The 22,405-nt window shown below is 73.3% G+C and carries 18 protein-coding genes; 12 read left to right on the plus strand and 6 right to left on the minus strand.

Annotation, left to right across the window (positions count from 1 at the left end):
- Positions 1-17: 17 nt before the first annotated feature.
- Genes ABZ883_RS02060 through ABZ883_RS02070 form a run of 3 tightly spaced genes read left to right on the plus strand, consistent with a single transcriptional unit; the run spans position 18 to position 2,753 of the window.
- Positions 18-344 carry a metalloregulator ArsR/SmtB family transcription factor gene (locus tag ABZ883_RS02060; protein ID WP_360899945.1) on the plus strand — a complete coding sequence of 109 codons (327 nt, stop codon included), beginning with the start codon at positions 18-20 and terminating at the stop codon, positions 342-344.
- Positions 341-1,222 (plus strand): SRPBCC family protein, encoded by an 882-nt coding sequence (locus ABZ883_RS02065; protein ID WP_360899948.1) that lies wholly within the window; start codon positions 341-343, stop codon positions 1,220-1,222. The genes ABZ883_RS02060 and ABZ883_RS02065 overlap by 4 nt, the downstream gene beginning before the upstream one ends.
- A gap of 4 nt (positions 1,223-1,226) precedes the next feature.
- Entirely contained in the window at positions 1,227-2,753 is a 1,527-nt protein-coding gene (locus ABZ883_RS02070; protein WP_360899951.1) for an acyl-CoA synthetase, read from the plus strand.
- A gap of 132 nt (positions 2,754-2,885) precedes the next feature.
- On the opposite strand, the gene ABZ883_RS02075 is transcribed toward ABZ883_RS02070, so the two are convergent.
- On the minus strand, positions 2,886-3,752 hold the full coding sequence (locus ABZ883_RS02075; RefSeq protein WP_360899954.1) for a helix-turn-helix transcriptional regulator: 867 nt from the start codon (positions 3,750-3,752) through the stop codon (positions 2,886-2,888).
- Between the two features lie 134 nt (positions 3,753-3,886).
- On the opposite strand from ABZ883_RS02075, the gene ABZ883_RS02080 reads away from it, so the two are divergent.
- From ABZ883_RS02080 to ABZ883_RS02090, 3 genes are read left to right on the plus strand one after another with little or no spacing between them, the layout of a single operon-like run.
- A complete protein-coding gene (locus ABZ883_RS02080) occupies positions 3,887-4,294 on the plus strand; it encodes an ATP-binding protein (RefSeq protein WP_360899958.1) in 408 nt (135 codons plus the stop codon).
- A 9-nt stretch (positions 4,295-4,303) separates the two neighbouring features.
- Positions 4,304-5,587 (plus strand): VWA domain-containing protein, encoded by a 1,284-nt coding sequence (locus tag ABZ883_RS02085; protein WP_360899961.1) that lies wholly within the window; start codon positions 4,304-4,306, stop codon positions 5,585-5,587.
- The gene (locus ABZ883_RS02090) at positions 5,587-6,480 is read left to right on the plus strand and encodes a hypothetical protein (RefSeq protein WP_360899964.1); all 894 of its coding nucleotides are present in this window, start codon (positions 5,587-5,589) and stop codon (positions 6,478-6,480) included. Before ABZ883_RS02085 ends, ABZ883_RS02090 begins: the two co-directional genes overlap by 1 nt.
- Positions 6,481-6,558: 78 nt before the next feature.
- On the opposite strand, the gene ABZ883_RS02095 is transcribed toward ABZ883_RS02090, so the two are convergent.
- Both ABZ883_RS02095 and ABZ883_RS02100 read right to left on the minus strand, forming a co-directional pair.
- A complete protein-coding gene (locus tag ABZ883_RS02095; protein ID WP_360899966.1) occupies positions 6,559-6,972 on the minus strand; it encodes an ankyrin repeat domain-containing protein in 414 nt (137 codons plus the stop codon).
- Between the two features lie 52 nt (positions 6,973-7,024).
- Positions 7,025-8,377 carry a hypothetical protein gene (locus tag ABZ883_RS02100; RefSeq protein ID WP_360899969.1) on the minus strand — a complete coding sequence of 451 codons (1,353 nt, stop codon included), beginning with the start codon at positions 8,375-8,377 and terminating at the stop codon, positions 7,025-7,027.
- 287 nt (positions 8,378-8,664) lie between these two features.
- On the opposite strand from ABZ883_RS02100, the gene ABZ883_RS02105 reads away from it, so the two are divergent.
- The 3 genes from ABZ883_RS02105 to ABZ883_RS02115 all read left to right on the plus strand — a co-directional run bounded on the left by ABZ883_RS02105 (position 8,665) and on the right by ABZ883_RS02115 (position 13,288).
- The gene (locus ABZ883_RS02105) at positions 8,665-9,618 is read left to right on the plus strand and encodes a tetratricopeptide repeat protein (RefSeq protein ID WP_360899971.1); all 954 of its coding nucleotides are present in this window, start codon (positions 8,665-8,667) and stop codon (positions 9,616-9,618) included.
- Between the two features lie 53 nt (positions 9,619-9,671).
- Complete coding sequence (locus ABZ883_RS02110) at positions 9,672-11,225, plus strand: APC family permease (protein ID WP_360899974.1); 1,554 nt, start codon at positions 9,672-9,674, stop codon at positions 11,223-11,225.
- 101 nt (positions 11,226-11,326) lie between these two features.
- Positions 11,327-13,288 (plus strand): primary-amine oxidase, encoded by a 1,962-nt coding sequence (locus ABZ883_RS02115; RefSeq protein WP_360899977.1) that lies wholly within the window; start codon positions 11,327-11,329, stop codon positions 13,286-13,288.
- Between the two features lie 48 nt (positions 13,289-13,336).
- On the opposite strand, the gene ABZ883_RS02120 is transcribed toward ABZ883_RS02115, so the two are convergent.
- Together ABZ883_RS02120 and ABZ883_RS02125 are read right to left on the minus strand one after the other, a co-directional pair.
- On the minus strand, positions 13,337-14,341 hold the full coding sequence (locus tag ABZ883_RS02120; protein WP_360899980.1) for an aldo/keto reductase family protein: 1,005 nt from the start codon (positions 14,339-14,341) through the stop codon (positions 13,337-13,339).
- 145 nt (positions 14,342-14,486) lie between these two features.
- Positions 14,487-15,350, minus strand: coding sequence for a DUF6528 family protein (locus ABZ883_RS02125; RefSeq protein ID WP_360899983.1), 864 nt, complete (start codon positions 15,348-15,350; stop codon positions 14,487-14,489).
- Positions 15,351-15,417: 67 nt separating this feature from the next.
- On the opposite strand from ABZ883_RS02125, the gene ABZ883_RS02130 reads away from it, so the two are divergent.
- A complete protein-coding gene (locus tag ABZ883_RS02130) occupies positions 15,418-15,999 on the plus strand; it encodes a GNAT family N-acetyltransferase (protein WP_360899986.1) in 582 nt (193 codons plus the stop codon).
- Positions 16,000-16,036: 37 nt separating this feature from the next.
- Positions 16,037-18,442, plus strand: a complete 2,406-nt coding sequence (locus ABZ883_RS02135; protein ID WP_360899989.1) for a Tex family protein — start codon at positions 16,037-16,039, stop codon at positions 18,440-18,442.
- A 67-nt stretch (positions 18,443-18,509) separates the two neighbouring features.
- Here ABZ883_RS02135 and ABZ883_RS02140 read toward each other — a convergent pair whose 3' ends face one another.
- The gene (locus ABZ883_RS02140; RefSeq protein ID WP_360899992.1) at positions 18,510-20,111 is read right to left on the minus strand and encodes an alpha/beta hydrolase; all 1,602 of its coding nucleotides are present in this window, start codon (positions 20,109-20,111) and stop codon (positions 18,510-18,512) included.
- 438 nt (positions 20,112-20,549) lie between these two features.
- On the opposite strand from ABZ883_RS02140, the gene ABZ883_RS02145 reads away from it, so the two are divergent.
- Entirely contained in the window at positions 20,550-22,361 is a 1,812-nt protein-coding gene (locus ABZ883_RS02145; RefSeq protein ID WP_360900218.1) for a Xaa-Pro dipeptidyl-peptidase, read from the plus strand.
- The last annotated feature ends 44 nt before the right edge of the window (positions 22,362-22,405 follow it).

Below are 22,405 nucleotides of genomic sequence, written 5' to 3' on the forward strand. Positions count from 1 at the left end.
AGGAGTATGTTCGAGAGGTGTCCATTCCCTTTGACGTGCTCGCGGAACCCACCCGGCGGCGGATCCTGGACCTGCTGCTGGAGCGCCCACGGCTGGTCGGCGAACTCACCGAGCGGCTGGGGCTGAGTCAGCCCGGCACCTCCAAGCACCTGAGGGTGCTGCGCGAGGCCGGCCTGGTGCGGGTGCGCGCCGAGGCCCAGCGCCGGTGGTACGAACTGCGTCCCGAGCCGCTGCGCGAGGTCGACGCCTGGCTCACCCCCTACCGCAGGCTCTGGGGAGACGGACTCGACGCACTGGAGCGGCACTTGGACGCCATGCCCGACGAGACGGAGGAACCCCGATGACCGGTGAGCCCACCGAGACCCTGACCACCGCTCCGGACGGCCGCACCGCCCTGCGCATGGTGCGCCGGCTCGCCCACCCGCCGGAGAAGGTCTGGCGGGCCCTGACCGAACCCGGGCACCTCGCACACTGGTTCCCCTCCGACGTCGAGCTGGAGCTGCGGCCCGGCGGCAAGGTGCGGTTCGTCTTCCGGCACGGCGAGATGCCCGCTCTTGACGGCGAGGTCACCGAGGTCGACCCGCCCCGCGTGCTGGCCTACACCTGGGGCGACGACCTGCTGCGCTGGGAGGTGGAACCCGCGGCCAGCGGGTCCGTGCTCACCCTGACCCACACCTTCGCCGACCGTCCTGGCGCGGCCAGCTTCGCCTCCGGCTGGGACACCTGCATCGCGGGCATCGACCCCGCGCTGGACGGCCGCCCCGCGCCCCCGCCCGGTGACATCAACGCCGCGCACGAGCGCTTTGTCGGCGAGTTCGGCCTGGACAAGGGAACCGCCTCCGGTGACGGGGAAGGCTGGCGGGTGCGCTTCGAACGGCAACTCACCCAGCCCGCCGCGACGGTCTGGCGGACCCTGCTCGGCAAGGTCGTCGCGCCCGAGGCCGGCGGCACCGTGCCGAGCGGCTTCGCGACCGGGGAGTTCCGCGCCGGCCCGGTGACCGAGGTGCGGGCTCCCGTCCTGCTGGCGTACGCCTGGGACCAGGACGGCCGGCATGGCGGCACAGTGCGCTGGGAGCTGACCGAGGGCACCGGCCACGGGGCACGGCTGATCCTCACCCACACCGGCTCGGCCGAGTCCGCCGACCGGCGCCCGGCCGCCCTCGACGCCTGGCACGACCATGTCGAGGATCTCGCCAGGAGGCTCGCGCGGATGCCACGCTGACGCCATGGTGGCGACGACGCACGGCAACACGGTCGACGGAGTCCTGCGGCGCAGCGCGCGCCGCGTGCCGGTGCGGACGGCGGTGCGCTTCGCCGACCGCGCCTGGACGTACCGCGAACTGGACGACGCGGTGTCCGCGGCCGCGACCGTGCTCCTCTCCGAGGGACTGCGGCCGGGCGACCGTGTCGCCGCCTACGGCCACAACTCGGACGCCTACCTCGTCGCCTTCCTCGGCTGCGCGCGGGCCGGGCTGGTGCACGTCCCCCTCAACCACCACCTCGAGGGCGAGGAACTGCGCTACCTCATCGAGCAGTCCGGCAGCGCCCTCGTCCTCGCCGACCCCGGGCTCGCCGGGCGGCTGCCGGCGGGCGTGCACACCCTGGCGCTGCGCGACACCAAGGAGAGCCTGCTCGCCCGGCTGGCCGCCGCGGAACCCGCGGACGACCTGACGCCGCCCGGCGGTGAGGACCTGGTCCAGCTGCTCTACACCTCGGGGACCACGGCCCTCCCCAAGGGCGCGATGATGACGCACCGCGCCCTTGTGCACGAATACGTCAGCGCCATAGTCGCGCTGGACCTGAAGGAGACCGACCGGCCGCTGCACTCGCTGCCGCTGTACCACTCGGCGCAGATGCACGTCTTCCTGCTGCCCTACCTGGCGGTCGGCGCGGAGAACACCATTGTCGCGGCCCCCGACCCCGTCACGGTCTTCGACGCGGTGGAGGCCGGCCGGGCGGACAGCCTCTTCGCGCCGCCCACGGTGTGGATCGCGCTCGCCAACCACCCGCAGTTCGCCACCCGCGACCTGGGCGCGCTGCGCAAGGCGTACTACGGAGCGTCGATCATGCCTGTCCCCGTGCTGGAGCGGCTGCGTGGACGGCTGCCGGGACTGGCCGTCTACAACTGCTTCGGGCAGAGCGAGATCGGGCCGCTGGCCACCGTCCTCGGACCGGACGAGCACGAGGGCCGCATGGACTCCTGCGGCCGGCCCGTGCTGTTCGTTGAGGCGAAGGTCGTGGACGAGTCGGGCAAGGAGGTCCCCGACGGGACCCCCGGCGAGGTCGTCTACCGTTCCCCGCAGTTGTGCGAGGGCTACTGGGACAAGCCCGAGGAGACCGCGGAGGCCTTCCGGGACGGCTGGTTCCACTCCGGTGACCTGGTGGTGCGTGACACGGAGGGCTTCTTCACCGTCGTGGACCGGGTGAAGGACGTCATCAACTCCGGTGGAGTGGTGGTCGCGTCACGGCAGGTGGAGGACGCGCTGTACGGCCACCCCGCGGTCGCCGAGGTGGCGGTCGTCGGGCTGCCGGACGAGCGGTGGATCGAGGCGATCACCGCTTTCGTCGTCGTGCGCGAGCAGGTGGTCGTCACCGAGCAGGAGCTGATCGCCTTCGCCCGGGAACGGCTGGCCGGCTTCAAGACCCCCAAGCGCGTGGTGCTCGTGGACGGGCTGCCGCGCAACGCCAGCGGCAAGATCCTCAAGCGGGAGCTGCGCGACCGTTACGCGTCCGAACCGGCCGCGGAGGCGTAGGGCGCCGCCGCCTTCTTGCGGGCCTCGACCCCGCGGCGCACTGCCGCGCCCGGTCACCACTCGGTCGGCTCCACGCCACGTCACCTGGGACCGCCCCGTGCGGAGACGGAGTCGCGGGCGGCGGCAGGAACGTCAGAACCGGTCGCGGACGTCCCGGAGGAAGTCACGGGTGGGCTCGGCCGGGAGAGCCTGGGCGCTCATGCGGTCCAGTGCCTCGCGGAACTGGGAGACGTCCTCGCGGTCGTCGAGGTAGACGGCACCGATCAGGCTCTCCACGTACGCGATGTCCGGCAGCTCCGGGAGCGGGAAGCGGAAGATGTGGAAGGGCCCGTACATCGCCGGGTGCGGGCCCGAGGCGAACGGCATCACCTGGAGCCGGACCTGGGGCATGGCGCAGGCCTCGATCAGCCGGTCGACCTGGTCGCGCATCACCTCGGGGCCGCCGATGGGGCGGCGCAGCACGGTCTCGTCGATCACGACCCACAGCAGCGGCGGCTGCTCGCGGGACAGCAGCGCCTGCCGCTCCATGCGCAGCGCCACCCCGCGCTCGATCTCCTCCTGGGAGGCGTGCGGGCGCCCGGCCCGCAGGACCGCCTCGGCGTACTGAGGGGTCTGCAGGAGCCCGGGCACATAGTGCGGTTCGTAGGCGCGGATGAGCTCGGCCTCGCCCTCCAGGCTGACGAAGGCGCTGAACCACTCGGGCAGCACGTCGCGGAAGCGGTGCCACCAGCCGGGCCGGTTGGCCTCCCGCGCCAGGTCCAGGAAGTTGGCGATCTCCGCCTGGTCGGTCACGCCGTACGTCTGCAGCAGCTTCTCCACGTACGGGATGCGCAGACCGACTTCCGCCTTCTCGATGCGGCGGATCGTGGCGTGGGTGACGTCCAGGGCGCCGGCGGCGTCCTCGTAGGAGACGCCGGCCTTCTCGCGGAGGTCCTGGAGGCGCTTGCCGAGTACGACGCGCAGCACAGTGGGTGCACTCGACGATCGCGCTTCGCTCACGAGAAATCCTCCAACCCCACTGATCCACGGGCAGTTTGGCACGGTGTCAGTACGTTGCAAAGCGTGTCGGCGCCGCTTTGCACATTGCAGGTTGCACCTTGCCATGCATTCGGGCAGGCGCGCATAGTAGCGGAGTGGCATCCTCCCATGACGCGTTCCTCTTGGCCGCGCAAGGCGCCGCGGTCGCCGAGGCGCGACGCCGCGTCAGGGCGCGGCTGCGCGACTGGGGGGTCGCCGAGGGGATCTGCGACGACGCGGTCCTGGTGGTCTCCGAACTCTTCACCAACGCTGTCCGTCATTCCGGTGGCGAGAAGGTGGCCTGCGCCGTCCGCGTCGAACGCGGCGTCGTGCGGGTGGAGGTGGCCGACCAGGGCATAGGGCTGACGGCTCCTCAGGTAAAGGTCGCTGACGTCGGCGAGGAGTGCGGACGCGGCCTGCTGCTGGTCGGAGCGGTGTCCCGGGCCTGGGGCGTGGTGACCGGCCCGGACGGCACGGGCCGCGTGGTCTGGGCCGAGTTGGGGGCCGCGACGGATCTTCCATAGGATCCGCCAATGATCATACGCAAACGGCTGGCGGCGGGAGTGTGCGCTCTCGCGGCCACGCTGGCCACCGCGCTCTTCCCGGCCGCGGCACCGGCCGCCGCGGACGACGGGCCGGAGACGCCGCGCGAGGCCCCCAAGGTCGAACTCGTCCTCGACGTGAGCGGTTCCATGCGCGCCACCGACATCGACGGCAGATCCCGCATGTCGGCCGCCAAGCAGGCCTTCAACGAGGTCATCGACGCGGTCCCGGAGGAAGTGCAGCTCGGCATACGCACCCTCGGCGCCAACTATCCCGGCAAGGACAAGAAGGTCGGCTGCAGGGACACCGCGGCCCTCTACCCGGTGGGCACGGTCGACCGCACGGAGGCCAAGACCGCGGTCGCCACCCTCGCCCCCACCGGCTGGACGCCGATCGGCCCCGCCCTGCAGGCCGCGGGCAAGGACCTCGCGGGCGGCGACGCCACCCGCCGGATCGTCCTCATCACCGACGGCGAGGACACCTGCCAGCCCCTCGACCCCTGCGAGGTGGCGCGCGAACTCGCCGCCGAGGGAACCCACCTGGTGGTCGACACGCTCGGCCTGGTCCCCACCACCAAGATCCGTGAACAGCTCAGCTGCATCGCCGAGGCCACCGGCGGCACCTACACCGCCGTGGACCACGCCGACCAGCTCACCGACCGCATCAAACAGCTCGTCGACCGCGCCGCGGACAACAACGTCGTCGTCACCCCGACGGCCACCGAGGGCGCCGGCACCTGCACCGACGCCCCGCTGCTCGGCGCCGGCATCTACACCGACCGCGAGGAGTTCGCAGAGCACCGCTGGTACCGGGTGAGCGTCACCGACGGCCAGGAACTGCGCACGTCCGTCAGCGTCGGCGCCGACCGCGCCGTCAACCGCGACTACGGTGTGCTGGTCCGCGCCGTCACCCCCGGCGGCCGCGAACTCGTCCGCGGCACCGACGCGGGCAGCGACCGCACCGACGTCATCTCCGCGGGTCTGCGCTACGCGTGGCCCGAGCGCGACGACGCGGACGCCGCCACGGCGCGCACCGTCTGCCTTGAGATCAGCAACTCCTTCTCCGCGCCGGACGGCGTCAAGCGAGCCCCGGGCCTGCCCGTCGAGCTGAGCATCGACCTCGTGTCCTCGCCCGACCAGCCCTCCGACGTCGCCTCCTACGGACTCGGCCGCGGCTGGTGGCTGCTGGCCGTGCTCGCCGTCACCGGCCTGGTCGCCGGCATCCTGTGGGGCTGGATCTCGCGCTGGCGCCTCGCCGTCTGGAGGACCAACTGATGCGTAGCACACGCACGATGCGTACGATCCGCACCGCCGCCGCCGGACTCCTGCTCGGCGGGGCACTGCTCGCGACCGGCGCGGGAACGGCCGTCGCCGACGACGCCACGCCCAGCCCGACCGGATCGGAGTCGTCGGGGACGACGGAGACCACCGCCCAGCCGGGAACGGGCTTCCGCACCGCGGGGCACATCGGTCAGGGCGTGACCTCCACCCCGGTCAGCGCTTCGACGGGCGACTACCTGTACTGGGTCACCCCCGCCAAGGCCGGCCAGATCCTCACGGTCTCCGCGACCGTGCAGCTCCCCGAGTCCGCCTCGCGGCACGGCGGACAGACCTGGCAGCTGGACGTCTACGACGGCATCCGCCGCCACCAGGCGTGCACCGCGGGCAAGCCGACCGTCACCGCGGCCGCGGACGCCGCCACGGTGGAGCTCAGCTGCCGGCTGCGCACGGTCCGCGCGTGGTCGGAGGCCTGGGCCAACGACCCGCTGCCGGGCGCCTACTACATTCGGCTGACCGTGGTCCGCCTCGCCGACCAGGACCTCGGCCTGCCGGTGCAGGTCCAGCTCGGCACCGCCACCAAGGACGCGGGCGGCTCTCAGGCCGTGGACGGCGAACTGGCCGCCCCGCTCACCCCGGTGGCCAAGGCGGGCGCCACGCTCGACCCCAACGCGCAGCCCTCACCGGCCGTGACCGAGGAAAGCCAGGAGGAGGCTGATCCCAGCGCCTCGCCCGTCGCGGCCGGGCTCACCGAGCCCGACGGCGGCTGGGGCGGCGGCTGGTGGTCCGACCGCTGGATCTGGACCGCCGTGGGCGGTGTGGTCGGCGCCCTCGCGGGTGTCGCCGGATACAGCATGACCCGTGGGCGGGGACGCCGCCCGGTCGCGTAACCCACGCCGACCGCCGACGCCGACGACGCGCCGGTCACGGGCCCGTGAAGGGGCTCGTGACCGGCGCGTCGTGCGTGCTCAGCGCGCGGCCGCGGCCGCCAGCAGCAGCGTCGTCAGCGGATGTCCGCCGCGCTCGGCCCAGTCGAGCGGCGAGCGTCCCGTGCCGTCGTCCTCGCGCAGGACGGGGTCGGCGCCGTGGGCGAGGAGCAGCCGCACCGTCTCGGTGTGGCCCCAGCAGGCGGCGGCGCACAGCGGTGTGCCCTCGTCGCCGTGGCCGCTCTCGGTGTCGGGCCGGGCTCCGGCCGCCAGCAGCAGCGCCGTGACGTCCGCCGCGCCCTGGACCGCCGCCGCGTACAGGGGCGTCGTGCCGTCCACGTCGGGGAGTTCGGGCGAGGCACCACGCCGCAGGAGCCGGGCGGCCGTCCCGGCGTCACCCAGCATCGCGGCCGTGACCAGGGCGCGGCTCAGCTTCTTGCGGCGTCTGCGGTTCACGGGCGCAGCGTACGAGCGTCCGTTCGTGCCGGGAAGTCATCCCCCGTCCGACTTAAGGCGCCGGGTCCCGGTCCGCGCCGTCCTCCGCGGTCAACAGGACGTCGCCGGCGGGGACTTCCCGGGCCAGGACGGACGCCGCCTCCAAGGCGCGTTCGGCGGTCTCCGTGGCGCGGGGGGAGAGGCACGCGCGGGCCAGGCGGGCGGCGCGGGCGGCGAGGGAGCGGGCGCCGTCGGGGTCGCCGGACAGGACCCGGGCGAGGGCGGCGTGGGCGGTGTGGAGGGCGAGGTCACGCCGGTGGGACGGGGGCAGGAGGGGCAGGGCCTTGTCCAGGGTCCGGGCGGCCTCGCCGGGGTGGCCGAGGTCGAGCAGCGCGAGGCCGCTGTGGGCGAGGAGTTGGGCCTCGGCGTCGTCCCGGGCCGGGTCCAGCAGGCCCGCGGCCTCCTCCAGGGCGCGGCGGGCGGCCCCTTCCTCGCCCAGCCCCGCGTGGGCGCGGGCGCGGCACATGGCGAGCGTCGCGCGGACGGCGGGCGGAAGGGCGGCGGGCGCGTCCCCGGCGGCCGTCACGCCCGCGAGCGCGTCGTCGTGGCGCCCGTTGAGCACTGCCTGAAGGCTCAGTTCGGCCCACAGGCGGGCCGCCTGGGTGCCGTCGCCCGACGCGTGCGCGAGCCGGAGCCCGGTGAGGAAGTACCGCTGGGCGGCGCCGTGCCGGCCCGTGTCGACGGCGGCGCGGCCGCCCAACCGGGTCAGCGCGGCGGCCGTCCCCAGCAGCCGGACGTCGTCGGCGGCCGCGAACGGGCCCCGCCGGATCAGTTCCAGGGCGATGCGCAGGTCGCCCTCGACGCGGTGCCGCACGGCTCCGCCGCCGAGCCGGTCGTCGAGCCGGCGCAGCCCGTGCAGTCCCCACTCCAGCCAGGCCGTGGTCTCCACGTCGAAGTCGTCGCCGGTCGCGGCCGGTCGGGACGCGTCGGGAACACCCACGGGTGCCGCACGGGACCACTCCGCGATCGCGACGCGGAACTCCGGCCCCTCCACGACCGGGTAGCCCCGCGGGTCGCGCCCCCCGCTGTCGAGCAGCACCTCCAGCGCGCCGAGGGCGCCCGCGCGGTCCCAGCCCAGTCCGTCCGGCAGACCCGCCAGCGCCGGCAGCCAGCCGGGCCACGGCCGCGCGTCCACGTCCCGCAGGGGCACACCGAGCGCGCGGGCGAGGGCGCGCTGGCTGTCCCGTTCGGGCACCACGCCCCAGTGCTCCCAGCGCCAGACCTTCTCCCGCCGCGCCGCCATGGGCACGCCGAGGGCGCGCGCGTTCTCCGCGACGACCCGGGCGAGGTCCTGGTAGCTCCAGCCATGGCTCCGCCTGACGTACGCCAGGGGATGCGACGGCGCGGGCGCGGTCTCGTCCGCCACCGAATGACTCCTTCGTTCCCGCTTCGTACGTTCGAATATCAGGCGTACGCCACCTTGCGCAGCCGTTCCGGCCGAACCTGTCCGTTCCGTGCCCTGATGCCCCGTTGGCTGTGGTGACAGGCGTTCGGCCGGGGGCGCGTGGGACTACATCGAGACAACGGGGCCGCTCTTGAAGCGGACCTGTCTGTACCGGTTGGCTGTGCGTGATCAGCTGATCACCGGACGCCGAAGGGGAAGTCCCGACCCGGGCCGGAACATGACGTGCGCGCCGTGGAGGCACCCCGAGGATGACTCCTCCACCCCCGTTCGGATTCCGCTCCCGCGACGAACTGCGCTTCGATCCCGCTCTGGACGACGAACCGCTGGCGGCCGCCCGTGCCGCCTTCGCCCAGGGCCGCTGGTCCGCGGCCCGCACCCTGCTCGCCGAGACCGGGGACGCCTGGGACCGGCGCGGACACCGTGTGGTCGTGCTCGGCGAGGGCCGCGCGAGCGCCACATGGGCCCGCGAGTGGCAGCTCGCCGAGCCGGACAGCCCCGACGCGGCCGCCCTGCTCGGCTGCGCCCTGGTCTTCCGCGCCGTCGCGGGCAAGGAGAGCCCCGAGAGCGCCCGCGAGGCCTGTCTGGCCGCCGCCGCGCTGGCCCCCGCCGATCCGACGCCCTGGCTGTGCCTGCTCGTCCTGGCCCGCCACACCGGCACCGACGACGACCGCATGCGCGCCTTCGACCAGGTGCGCGGCCGCCACCGGGACCACCACCACGGCCACCAGCTGATGGCCGCCTGCCTGGCCGAGCGCCCCCTGTCCCCGGGCGACGGCAGCCAGTTCCACGAGGTCTACGAGTTCGCCGAGTGGGCCGCGGGCGACGCGCCCGAAGGATCCCCGCTGGCCGTGCTGCCGGTCGTCGCCCACGCCGAGCTCTACCGCGTGCAGGCGGCCGCGGGCGCCGAGCCCGAGGACCTGGCGGCCTCCGAGCACTGGCGGGGCTGGCGCGCCCGGCAGGCCCTCAAGCGGGCCTTCGACTGGTGGCTGGAGTGGGACGACCGCGACCATCCGCGGCTCTACCTCGACCTCAACTTCCTTGCGCACGCCCAGTACCTGCAGGGCCGCAACGCCGAGGCGGCGGCCCTGTTCAACCGCATCGGCGGTTACGCCACCCGCATCCCGTGGGCGTACCCCGACCGCGACCCCAAGAAGGCCTTCCGCGCCGCGCGCGAGGCCGTGCTCGGCCCCGGATCCCCGTAGGGACCCCCATCGACGCACAGCACGTCCCGTCACCCACAAGGAAAGGACCCGCCATGTTGAGGGGCAATACCGGGATCAGCACATTCAAGGGCGAGGAGAGAGCCCTGCGGGCCGACCGGCTCGGCCTGCCCGGCCTGCTGCTGTCAGTGGTCGCCGCCAACGCCCCGCTGATGGTCGTCGCGGGCGTCATGCCCACCGCGTACGGCGTCATGGGCATCGTCGGGCAGCCGCTGCTGTTCGTGATCCTCGGTGTGGTGCTCGTCCTCTTCACCGTCGGGTACGCCGAGATGAGCCGCCACGTCCACAACGCGGGCGCCTTCTACGCCTACATCGCGCGCGGCCTCGGCGGCACCGCCGGCGCCGGTGCGTCGATCGTGGCGCTCGTGTCCTACAGCGCGCTCCAGTTCGGCGTCTACGGCCTGTTCGGCTTCGAGATCTCCGGACTGTTCGAGACCTACCTCGACACCACGATCGCCTGGTGGATCCCGGCGCTCCTCGGGGTCCTCGTCGTCGGCGCGCTCGGCTGGCTGAAGATCGACCTCAACGCCAAGGTCCTGGGCGTCCTCCTGCTCATCGAGATCACACTCGTCGTCGTCTTCGACGTCGCCGCCATCGGCCACCCCTCCGCCAAGGAGGGGCTGTCGCTGCACGCGTTCGACCCGGGCACCCTCAGCGGCGCGGGACTCGGCACTGCGCTGTGCCTGTGCATCGCCGCGTTCGTCGGCTTCGAGCAGCCCCCGGTGTACGCGGAGGAGACCAGCCGGCCGCAGGTGCTCGTCGCCCGCGTGACCTTCCTCGCCGTCAGCTTCGTCGCGGTCTTCTTCGCCATCAGCTCCTGGGCGCTGAGCGTGGCCGCCGGCCCGTCGCAGATCGTCGGCCAGTCGCAGAAGCAGGGCCCCGGGCTGCTGTTCGGGCTCAGCGAGTCGATCATCGGCGCCACCTTCACCGACGTCCTCCACGTCCTGTACGTGACCGGCATGTTCGCCTGCCTGCTCAGCTTCCACAACGTCGTCGCCCGCTACGCCTTCGCCATGGGCCGCGAAGGCCTGCTGCCCGCCGCCTTCGGCCGCACCAACCCCAAGAGCGGCGCGCCCGCCCACGGTTCGCTGCTCCAGACCGTCATCTCCGTCGTCGCCGTTGTCGCCTTCGCCGTCACCGACGGCAGCGCCGCCGCCGACCACGACCCGACCGCGCCCGTGCTCAAGCTCTTCACCTGGGGCGGCAACGTCGGCGCGCTGGGCATCATCGTGCTGCTGGCCACCACGGCCTTCGCCGTCATCGGCTACTTCGTCAGGCGCGACGCGCTGCGCACCCAGGCGCCGAGGATCGCCGCCTCCGCGCTGGCGGGTGTCGCACTGGTCGTCATCGCGGTGTACGCCGTCAAGGACTTCGACGTCCTGGTGGCCGGCGCGGGCTCCGCGGTCTCCTGGATCCTGCCCGGCATCATCGGCGTCACTGTCGTCGGCGGCCTGGTCTACGGACTGGTGCTGCGCTCGACGCGTCCCGAGCTGCACAGCCGCATCGGCCTCGGCAACGAGGCGTTCCGGATCGAGCAGGCCCGCGAGAACGCGGCTGACGCCGACCAGGCGGAGCCCGCCGCATCCTGATCCCGCCCGGCCCGCCGCACCCCGGCAGGGGAGCGGCGGGCCGGACGCATGTCCGCACCGTCCCGTAGCGCAACGACCCACGTACACCGGAGAGTTGTCCCATGTCCTCCTGCAGCCACACCGACGCCGGCACCTCTCCCGCCGCGCCGCACCCCCTCGATCCGCTGACCGCGGACGAGATCGCCGCCGCCCGCCGCATCCTCACCGAGGAGGGCCTGGTCGGCGACGCGACCCGCTTCCCCCTGGTGCTGCTCGACGAGCCCGACCGGCACACCGCGGACGCCCACCGCGACGGCGACCCCGTCGTCCGCCGTGTGCGCGTCACGCTGCTGGACTCCGCGACCGGCGCCGCCGCCGAGGCCCTGGTGGACGTCACCGCGGGAGCCGTCGTCGCCCACCGCGCGCTCGACACCGCGCAGGAGGGCCAGCCGCCGGTCACCTTCGAGGAGTACGAGATCGTCGAGCAGGTCGTCAAGGCCGACCCGGGCTGGCGCAAGGCCATGGCCGAGCGCGGCGTGACCGACCTGGACCTGGCCATCGCCGCGCCGCTCGGAGCCGGCCCGCTGCGCTTCGAGGACCGGCCCGGTGCCCGCCTCATGCGCTCGCTGACCTGGCTGCGCTGCGACGCCACCGACAGCCCCTGGGCGCACCCGGTGGCCGGGCTCGTCGCCGACGTGGACGTGATCGAGCGCAAGGTCGTCCGCCTCATCGACACCGGCGCCGTCCCCGTCCCGTCCGAATGCGGCCGCTACGAGGCCGAGTTCAACGGCCCCGCCCGCACGGACCTGCGGCCCCTGGAGATCACCCAGCCCGAGGGGCCGTCCTTCACCATCACCGGCCGACTGATGACCTGGCAGAAGTGGCGCTTCCGCATCGACTTCAACAGCCGCGAGGGCCTGGTCCTGCACCAGATCGGCTACGAGGACGCCGACCGCGTGCGCCCCGTGCTGCACCGCGCCTCGCTCGCCGAGATGGCCGTCGCCTACGCCGAGCCCGGCGACGACCGCAACTGGGTCGCCTTCCTCGACGCGGGCGAGTACCAGCTCGGCCGCAACGCCAACGCCCTGACACTGGGCTGCGACTGCCTCGGCGAGATCGCCTACCTCGACGCCGTGCTCTGCGACGACCTCGGCAACCCCGAGACGCTGCCGAACGCGATCTGCATCCACGAGGAGGACTACGGCCTGCTGTGGAAGCACACCGACATCTTCAACGGCATGGCCGCCGACAGCCGCCGCTCCCGTCGCCTCGTCGTCTCCTACATCGCCACGGTCGGCAACTACGACTACGGCTTCTACTGGTACTTCTACCAGGACGGCACGATCGGCTTCGAGGCGAAGTCCACCGGCATCGTGCAGACCTCCGCCGTCGTGCCCGGCAGTGCTGACGCGGTCGGCACGGAACTCGCCCCGGGCCTGCTGGCCCCGTTCCACCAGCACATGTTCTGCGTCCGGCTGGACGCGGCGGTCGACGGGCACGCCAACACCGTCGAGGAGGTGGACGTCGTCCCCGTCCCGCACGGACCGGACAACCCCAACGGCAATGTCTTCACGACCCGGGTGACCGCGCTCGCGGACAGTGCCGAGGGCGGCCGCCTCGCCGACCCGCTCGCCGGCCGGCGCTGGCGGATCACCAACCCCGGGTCGCTCAACCGCATGGGCAAGCCGGTCGCGTACACCCTCGTTCCGCAGCCCGGCCCGGTGCTGCTGGCCCAGCCGGACTCCGCCGTCGCCCGGCGCGCGGCCTACGGCACCAAGCACGTGTGGGTCACCCGCCACCGTCCCGAACGGCGCTTCCCCGCGGGCGACTACCCGAACCAGAACGCGGGCGGCGCCGGGCTGCCCCGGTGGACCGAGCCCGGCGAGTCACTGGAGAACACCGAACTGACCGTCTGGCACACCTTCGGCCCCACCCACGTGCCCCGGCTGGAGGAGTGGCCCGTCATGCCGGTCGACCACAGCGGCTTCACGCTCAAGCCCACCGGCTTCTTCGACCGCAACCCCTCGCTCGACCTCCCCAAGGAGACGCCGGGCGGCGAAGGGGCGCACTGCCACGCCGAGTAGACGGGGTGGTACGGCCCCGCGGTCCGCGCGGACCGCGGGGCCTGCCGGTCAGGGGCGGCGGACCGGGACGTTGTCGTGGACCCGCTTGGGGTCGGTGACGGCGACCGGCTCGAGGATCTCCTCGATCCGCGCCATCAGCTCCTTCTCCAGGACGACCCCCGACGCCTTGACGTTCTCCGCGACCTGCTCCGGGCGGGAGGCGCCGACGATGGCGGCGGAGACATTGGAGTTCTGGAGCACCCAGGCGACCGCCAACTGCGCCAGGGAGAGCCCGGCCTCGGCGGCCAGCGGCTGGAGCCGCTGGACGGCGTCCAGCACCTCGTCGCGCATCCACCGCGCGATCATGTTGGCGCCGCCCTTGTCGTCGGTGGCCCGCGAGCCCTCCGGCGGCTGCTGGCCGGGCGCGTACTTGCCGGTCAGCACACCCTGCGCGATCGGCGAGAAGACGACCTGCCCGATGCCCAGCTCGGCGCAGGTGGGAACGACCTCGCCCTCGATGACCCGCCACAGGGCGTTGTACTGCGGCTGGTTGGAGACGAGGGAGATTCGCAGCTCGCGCGCCAGCGCATGGGCGCGGCGGATCTGCTCCGCCGGCCACTCGGAGACGCCGATGTAGAGGGCCTTGCCGGAGTGGACGACGTCGGCGAACGCCTCCATCGTCTCCTCCAGCGGCGTCTCCACGTCGTAGCGGTGGGCCTGGTAGAGGTCGACGTAGTCGGTCTGCAGGCGGCGCAGCGAGCCGGCGATCGACTCCATGATGTGCTTGCGCGACAGGCCGCGGTCGTTGCGGCCGCTGCCGGTGGGCCAGTAGACCTTGGTGAGGATCTCGATGCCCTCGCGGCGCTCGCCCTTCAGCGCCTCGCCGAGCACCGACTCGGCCCGCGTCCCCGCGTAGACGTCGGCGGTGTCGAAGGTGGTGATGCCGGCGTCCAGGGCGGCCTGCACACACGCGGTGGCGGCGTCGGCCTCCACCTGGGAACCGTGGGTGAGCCAGTTCCCGTAGGCGATCTCGCTGATGAGCAGACCGCTGCGGCCGAGATGGCGGTATTCCATGGAGCGAAGCCTCCGTTGGCGGGTACGGGATGCGGAAAGTGTCAGTGCTCAGAATGCTCTCCGATCATTACATGTCCGCTCCCGCCGCCCGTGAGCGGTCCCGGAGATCGTGCCGTCACGGCCGTGCCCGGGCGCAGCACCGGCCTCAGCGGAAGTCCGGGGTCCACAGCCGCACCGCCGCGAACTCCGCGCCGGGACGCGTGCGGGAGTACGCCGTACTGCCGTCGGTCTCCAGGAACTCGACCGTCGGGCCGCCGGCGTCGCGCGGCCCGGACACCCGGCCGCGGGCGCGGATCCGGGTGCCGGAGGGCTGGCTGAGGTAGGCGCGGACGTCGCAGGCGCCGTCCACCTGCCGGTACTTGCGGGACTCGGTGTCGAGCCGGTAGGCGCCGTTGGTGTCGGCGAACCAGAGCGCGCCCGGTTCCCCGTACACCGGTTGCAGATCCACGCCCTGCCCCTCGAAGTGGATCACGCTGTGCTCGGTCAGCATCGTCGCCGGGCCCCTGCCGGACAGCGCGTAGCGCACCAGCCGCGCCTCGCCGATCGCCCACAACGCGGCGCGCTCCGGGTCGTAGAGCACGCCGTGCGCCCGGGGCAGCGGGAGCGTGAGGAAGGGGCCGGACTGCTCGGTGTCCGTGTACAGCCGCAGCCGCCCCGGCGCCGCGGACGCCACCGCGATCACCCCGCCCGGGATGCGCTCGATGGCGCGCGGGGTGTCGGCCGGTGTGATGGTCTGCCAGACGATCGCCCCCGTGTCCTCGCGGACCATCGCGGCCCGCCCGCCGAGTGCGGTGACGAGCACGACCCGCCCGTACGCCTGGGTTCTGCGCAGGCGTACGTCCGACAGGTGCTGCCAGCTGGTGCCCGTCCCGCCCGGAGCCTTCCAGCGCCAGGCGACCGAGGCGTCCTGCGACCAGTCGGCGGCGCCGGGGTCGAAGACGAGGACGTCGTTCCCGGTCTGCTCCGCGGTGGCGATGGGATGGCTTGTGCGCGCGGCGTACCGCGTCATGTCCTGCCCCCGTGTCGTTGAGACGCCAACGAATAACCGGAGGATAGTCACGTGGCGCACTGCCACGATGGGCCCCGTGACCGTACCGCGACAGAACATCCACGCTTCGCCCGTATGGGAGATATCGCCGCTCTCCGTTGACGATCCGGTGTCGAGGGACCTGCTGTGGCGCTACTACGACGACATCGTCAGCCGCTACTACGGCAGGCCGATGACCCGGAAGGAGATCGACGACCTCCTCGCCGAGGACACCAGCGACGACCTCGCCGGCCCCACCGGCGCGTTCTTCGTCGGGCGGTACGGCGGGACCCCTTCCGGCTGCGCGGGTGTGCGGCTGCTCGCCCCCGGCGTCGCCGAACTGCGCCGGGTCTGGGTCGTTCCCGCCGCCCGCCGCACCGGAGGCGCCGCGCTGCTGGTCGCGGCGGTGGAACGAGCGGCCGCGGAGCACCTGGGCGCCCGCGTCATCCGGCTCGACACCCGTCCCGACCTGGTGGAGGCCAGGGCGCTGTACGCCCGGCTCGGGTACCAGGAGATCGACGACTACAACGGCGACCGCTACGCCGGCCACTGGTTCGAGAAGGCACTGCCCCAGGACTCCGGCGCGGCTTCGCCCCCAGGCTCGCGGCACGGGGGCCGGGCTCCGCAATAATGCAGCGGTAGTCCAGCCAGAAAGCAGGTCGCACATCGTGACGACAACGGTCTCGGTCGAGCGCAGGATCGCCGAGGAGCTCGGCGTACGGGAAGGGCAGGTCCAGGCGGCCGTCGATCTCCTCGACGGCGGTGCGACCGTGCCGTTCGTGGCCCGGTACCGCAAGGAGGCGACGGGCGCCCTCGACGACGCCCAACTGCGCACGCTCGAGGAGCGGCTGCGCTACCTGCGGGAGCTCGACGAGCGGCGGGCCGCGATCCTGGAGTCCATCGAGTCCCAGGGCAAGCTCGACGACGCCCTCAAGGCGCAGATCCTCGCCGCCGACTCCAAGGCGCGCCTGGAGGACATCTACCTGCCCTTCAAGCCCAAGCGCCGCACCAAGGCGCAGATCGCCCGCGAGGCCGGTCTCGAACCGCTCGCCGACCGGCTGCTGGAGAACCCCGCGCTCGACCCGCAGGAGGAGGCGGCCGGCTTCGTCGACGCCGACAAGGGCGTGGCGGACACGGCGGCCGCCTTGGAGGGCGCCCGCGCGATCCTGACCGAGCGGTTCTCCGAGGACGCCGACCTCGTCGGCGAGCTGCGCACCCGCATGTGGGAGCGCGGCCGGCTGGTCTCCCATGTGCGCGAGGGCAAGGAGGAGGCCGGCGCGAAGTTCGCCGACTACTTCGACTTCGCCGAGCCGTTCGGGAAGCTTCCCTCGCACCGTGTGCTCGCGATGCTCCGCGGCGAGAAGGAGGAGGTCCTCGACCTCACCCTGGAGCCCGAGGAGCCGGTCGAGGACGGACCCTCCAGCTTCGAGCGCAAGATCGCCCACCACTTCGGTGTCACCGACCGCGGCCGCCCCGCCGACAAGTGGCTCGCCGACACGGTGCGCTGGGCCTGGCGCACCCGCTTCCTCGTCCGCCTCGGCCTCGACCTGCGCGTGCAACTGCGCCAGGACGCCGAGGACGAGGCGGTACGGGTCTTCGCCGCCAACCTGCGCGACCTGCTGCTCGCCGCCCCGGCCGGCACCCGCGCCACGATGGGCCTGGACCCCGGCTTCCGCACCGGTGTGAAGGTCGCGGTCGTCGACGCCACCGGCAAGGTCGTCGCCACCGACACGATCTTCCCGCACGTGCCCCGCAACCAGTGGGACGCCTCCATCGCCACGCTCGCCAGGCTCGCGGCGGCGCACAAGGTCGACCTCGTCGCGATCGGCAACGGCACCGCGTCCCGCGAGACCGACAAGCTCGCCGGCGACCTCATCAAGCGGCACCCGGACCTGAAGCTGACCAAGGCCGTTGTCTCCGAGGCCGGCGCCTCGGTCTACTCCGCCTCGGCCTACGCCTCCGCCGAACTGCCGGACATGGACGTCTCGCTGCGCGGCGCGGTCTCCATCGCCCGCCGCCTCCAGGACCCGCTGGCGGAGCTCGTGAAGATCGACCCCAAGTCGATCGGCGTCGGCCAGTACCAGCACGACCTGTCCGAGCTGAAGCTGTCGCGTTCGCTCGACGCCGTCGTCGAGGACTGCGTGAACGGCGTCGGCGTCGACGTCAACACCGCCTCGGTGCCGCTGCTGCGCCGCGTCTCCGGCATCACCGAGGGCCTGGCCGCCAACATCGTCGCGCACCGCGACGCCAACGGCCCCTTCCGCAAGCGCACGGCGCTGAAGGAAGTGGCCCGGCTCGGCCCCAAGGCGTACGAGCAGTGCGCGGGCTTCCTGCGCATCCCGGGCGGTGACGACCCGCTCGACGCCTCCAGTGTGCACCCCGAGTCGTACCCGGTGGTCCGCCGCATGAGCACCGCCGCCGGCACCGGCATCGAGGCGCTCATCGGCAACAGCGCCGTCCTGCGCGGACTCAGGGCCGACACGTTCGTGGACGACACCTTCGGTCTGCCGACGGTCACCGACATCCTCACCGAGCTGGAGAAGCCGGGCCGCGACCCCCGTCCGGCCTTCAAGACCGCCGAGTTCAAGGAGGGCGTGGAGGAACTCAAGCACCTTGAGCCCGGCATGCTCCTGGAGGGCGTCGTCACCAATGTGGCCGCTTTCGGCGCCTTCGTGGACGTCGGCGTCCACCAGGACGGTCTCGTCCACGTCTCCGCGATGTCGAAGACCTTCGTCAGCGACCCGCGCGACGTCGTGAAGCCCGGTGACATCGTCCGCGTCAAGGTGCTCGACGTCGACATCCCGCGCAAGCGCATCTCGCTGACGCTCCGGCTCGACGACGAGGCGGCCGCGGCGGCGGGCGGCGGTGCCGGTGCCGGCAGCGCCAAGGGCAACGGCGGCGGTGGACGCGGTGAACGCGGTCCCCGTCCCGAGCGGCGCGGGGGTGCGGGTGCGCCCCGTCAGTCGCGTGGCGGCGGCGACCGTCCCGCGCCCTCCGGGGCCATGGCGGACGCCCTGCGCCGCGCCGGCCTGGACAAGGGCCTGGGCGGGGGCGGGGGCGGCCGCCGCGGCTGACGCCCACGACGACCGGGAGGACGGGACCCGTCCCGTCCTCCCGGCACGCGGGCGTTCGGCGGACGGCTCAGCGGCAGACTGCGCCCGCGGGTGGCAGGGTGCCCCGCAGCAGGAAGCGGTCGACGGTCCTGTCGACGCAGGCGTTTCCCCGGTGGTAGCCGGTGTGGCCGTCGCCGACGCGCGTGAGCAGCCGCCCGGACTCCAACTGCCCCGCCAGTGCCACGGCCTGCGGGTACGGGGTGGCGGGGTCTCGGGTCGTGCCGATCACCAGGATCGGCGCGGCGCCCCGTGCGTGGATGGCGCGTGCGGGCTGGCTCGAAGGGACCGGCCAGTGCGTGCACATCACCAGGGTGTCGGCGAAGGCCCGGCCGAACTGGGGTGAGGCGCTGAGGAACCGGGGCAGCTCGGCCGTCGCCCGGACGGCACTGAGCCGCGGCCCGATCGTGGAGCTCAGGCAACTGACCGCGGTCTGCGCTTGGTCGCCCTCCTTGGTCGTCTCCTGGCCCGCGGCGATGATCTCCTGGAGGCCGTGGGTGTCGCCCGTCCGCAACCCGCGCAGGGCCTCCCGGAGCCGTCCCCACGCGGGAAAGCGGAGGCCGTCCACAACCGCCGCGGTCAGGTCGTCGCCGGTGACCTCGTCGTCCTTGCCCTGCCGGAGCGGTGCGCGATCGAGGTCGGCCCGCAGGGTGTCCAGCGCGCGGGCGGCCACCGGCAGACTGCGGCCGACCGGGCAGTCGGGGCGGCTCGCGCAGTCGGCGGCGAAGGCCTCCCAGGCGACCTGGTAGCCGCGCGCCTGGTGCAGCGTGGTGCTGAACGCGTCGAGGGCGGGGTCGAGGGCGCCGTCCAGCACAACGCGGCCTACCCGTGAGGGGAACAGCTCGGCATAGGTCGCGCCCAGGTAGGTGCCGTAGGAGAAGCCCGCATAGTGCAGCCGACGGTCGCCGAGGAGCGAGCGCAGCATGTCCATGTCCCGGGCGGCGTCGGGTGTCCCGACGTACGGGAGCAGCCCGCCGACGTGCCGCTCGCAGTCCCCGGCGGTCTTTCGGAACATGGTGTCCCACGCGTTGATCTCCGCCCGGTCGGGCGTGGGCGGCACGGGGGACTGCATGAAGGAGACCGGCCGGCCCCTGCCGCAGTCGACCAATGTGCTGTGGCCGACTCCTCTGGGGTCCATCGCGACGAGGTCGTAGGCGCCGCGCACCGAGGAGGAGTAGACCTTGGCGGCCTTCCACAGGTAGTCCATCGCGGACGCGCCGGGGCCGCCGGGATTGAGCTGGAGGGAGCCGAGCCGCCCGCCGCCGGTGGACCTCTTGCGGGTCGCCGACACCATGATGTCGCCGGCCTCGGGATGCGCGTAGTCCAAGGGCACGCGCATGGTGGTGCACTGGAACCCGTCGGCTTGGTCGCAGGACCGCCACGCCAGCCTCTGCCCGTAGTAGGGACGCAACCGCGGTGCCACAGCGGTCGTGTCGTCCGTCACCAGGGCGCTGCCGGTCGGCGCGGGGCGCGGTGCGGAGGAGGTGCGGGCAGGGGCGGCACAAGCGGTCAGCAGCACAGTGCAGGCGCCCAGCACCGCGAGCAGGCGCCGCGGCGTGCGGCGGGAGGTGGAGCCGGAAGGAAGGCCGGCGCAGGGGCCGGACCGGGGTCCGGTGGTGCGGGCAGCGGTCATTGCCGGCGTTCCTTTCGCGCCCCGGCGGTCCCCGGGTCCCATCGGGATTCGGCTGCGGTCCCCGGGGCCTGTGCCACCCGTCGAGCCGTGGTCCGGGTCCGCTGGGAGGGATGGTTTCGCGGTCCGCCCGTCGACCCGGCTGCGTGACCAGCTCATCACGTGGCGTGTGCGCCGGACAGTTCGGCTAGGCCGAAGGTGTGAACCGGGCGAGGTGCCGCGGCTGTCCCGCGGGGGTTCCACCGGCCGGCCCGGGCGCGACCGACGGCTGCCAAGATCCTTGGCGCGGGCGGGAGTTGGCCGGGAACCTGCTGTTGGCATGCTACGGCCAAACGTTAGCGTCCGCGGGTGCCCTCGCTGCCGCGCATCCTCCGCCCCCGCGCCCGCGCGCTGTCCGTCGTCGCGACGGTCGTCGCCGCCCTCGCCGCCGTCCTCCTCCTCGTGACGACCGCGCACGCCACCTCCGGCGGCACCGTGCGGGACGGCCTCAGCCGGCCCGACTACTCCTACGCCCATGCCATCCGCGAGGCGGTGTGGGTCGACACGGGACGCGACAGCGACGGCGACGGCCGTACCGACCGGGTCGCCGCCGACATCGTGCGGCCCCGGGAGGCCGCCGCCGCAGGCCGCAAAGTGCCGGTGATCATGGACGCGAGCCCGTACTACTCCTGCTGCGGGCGCGGCAACGAGAGCCAGACCAAGACCTACGACGCCCAAGGGCGCATGGTCCAGGCGCCGTTGTTCTACGACAACTACTTCGTGCCGCGCGGCTACGCGGTCGTCCTGGTCGACCTCGTAGGAACGAACCGCTCCGACGGCTGCGTGGACGTCGGCGGCCCCTCGGACATCGGCTCCGCCAAGGCCGTCGTCGACTGGCTCGGCGGCCGCGCCACCGCGTACACCTCGCGCACCGGCACCGGCACCGCAGCCGCGCGCTGGTCGACCGGCGACGTCGGCATGATCGGCAAGAGCTGGGACGGCACCATCGCCAACGGCGTCGCCGCGACCGGGGTGAAGGGGCTGCGGACCATCGTCCCGATCAGCGCCATCAGCTCCTGGTACGACTACTACTTCCAGCAGGGCGCCGCCCTGTACGACTCCGGCCCCGACTGGCTGTCGGACTACGTCGAGAGCCCCGGCGCCCGCGCCCGCTGCGCCACCGTGCAGCAGCGGATCGTGGACGGCGCGCCCCGCACCGGCGACTGGACCGGCTTCTGGAGCGAACGCGACTACACCCGGCACGCCGGCAAGGTCCGCGCCAGCGTCCTGGCCGTCCACGGCATGCAGGACCTCAACGTCCGCACCAAGCACTTCGGTCAGTGGTGGCAGGCCCTGGCCGCCCACGGGGTGGAGCGCAAGGTGTGGCTGTCGCAGACCGGCCACGTGGACCCGTTCGACTACCGCCGCGACGCCTGGGTCGCGACGCTGCACCGCTGGTTCGACCACTACCTGCTGGGCGTCCGCAACGGCATCGACCAAGAGCCCGCCGCCGACATCGAACGCGCCCCCGGCCACTGGACGACCGACCGCGCCTGGCCGCCGGCCGGTACCGCGCGGACCCGGCTGAGCCTGCGCCCCGGATCCACGCCCGGGCTCGGGGTACTCGGCCGCACGCCGGCCGCGCCGGGCAGCACCGAGGCTTTCACCGACGCGCCGGGCCGCGGCGAGGAGGACTGGGCCGCCGCCGCGGACACTGCGGGCCCCGACAAGACGGTCTTCCGCACCGGCACCCTCGCCGCGCCACTGCGCCTCTCCGGCAGCGGCACCGTCACCGTGACCGCGTCGGCCTCCACTACGAGCGCGCACCTGTCGGCGGTCGTGGTGGACCTCGGCCCCGCCGGCATCAGGGACTTCCTCGGCCCCAAGGAGGGCATCACCGACCTCACCACCCGCTCCTGCTGGGGCGCGAGCGCGCCCGGCGACAGCGCCTGCTTCCTCGACACCGCGGCGGACACCGCGGACGTCACGCACACCGTCGTCAGCCGCGGCTGGGCCGACCTCGGGCACGCGGCGTCCGCCCGGCACGGCAGCCCCCTCGTCCCTGGACGCGCGTACACCGCGACCATCACCCTCGCCGCCATCGACCACGTCGTCCCGGCCGGGCACCGGCTCGCGCTGATCGTCGCCGGCACCGACGCCGGCCTCCTGGAGCCGCCCGGCAGCACCCCGGCGGTGACGATCGACCTCGCCCGCTCGTCCGCCTTCCTGCCGCTGGCCGGAACCCTGCCGGGGGCAGCGCATTCCGGGCGGTGACCGGGGCGGGTAGGGTCGGCGGGTCAGCGATAGTTGTACGAGGA

It is taken from the genome of Streptomyces sp. NPDC046977, assembly GCF_040644455.1.
Taxonomy (GTDB): domain Bacteria; phylum Actinomycetota; class Actinomycetes; order Streptomycetales; family Streptomycetaceae; genus Actinacidiphila.

Excerpts from the sequence above, each read along its gene's own strand:
- ABZ883_RS02120 (WP_360899980.1), bottom strand. The coding sequence starts at position 14,341 with ATGGAATACCGCCATCTCGGCCGCAGCGGTCTGCTCATCAGCGAGATC.
- ABZ883_RS02090 (WP_360899964.1), top strand. The coding sequence starts at position 5,587 with ATGCGTAGCACACGCACGATGCGTACGATCCGCACCGCCGCCGCCGGA.
- ABZ883_RS02065 (WP_360899948.1), top strand. The coding sequence starts at position 341 with ATGACCGGTGAGCCCACCGAGACCCTGACCACCGCTCCGGACGGCCGC.
- ABZ883_RS02110 (WP_360899974.1), top strand. The coding sequence starts at position 9,672 with ATGTTGAGGGGCAATACCGGGATCAGCACATTCAAGGGCGAGGAGAGA.
- ABZ883_RS02070 (WP_360899951.1), top strand. The coding sequence starts at position 1,227 with ATGGTGGCGACGACGCACGGCAACACGGTCGACGGAGTCCTGCGGCGC.
- ABZ883_RS02140 (WP_360899992.1), bottom strand. The coding sequence starts at position 20,111 with ATGACCGCTGCCCGCACCACCGGACCCCGGTCCGGCCCCTGCGCCGGC.
- ABZ883_RS02130 (WP_360899986.1), top strand. The coding sequence starts at position 15,418 with ATGGGCCCCGTGACCGTACCGCGACAGAACATCCACGCTTCGCCCGTA.
- ABZ883_RS02105 (WP_360899971.1), top strand. The coding sequence starts at position 8,665 with ATGACTCCTCCACCCCCGTTCGGATTCCGCTCCCGCGACGAACTGCGC.
- ABZ883_RS02115 (WP_360899977.1), top strand. The coding sequence starts at position 11,327 with ATGTCCTCCTGCAGCCACACCGACGCCGGCACCTCTCCCGCCGCGCCG.
- ABZ883_RS02085 (WP_360899961.1), top strand. The coding sequence starts at position 4,304 with ATGATCATACGCAAACGGCTGGCGGCGGGAGTGTGCGCTCTCGCGGCC.
- ABZ883_RS02125 (WP_360899983.1), bottom strand. The coding sequence starts at position 15,350 with ATGACGCGGTACGCCGCGCGCACAAGCCATCCCATCGCCACCGCGGAG.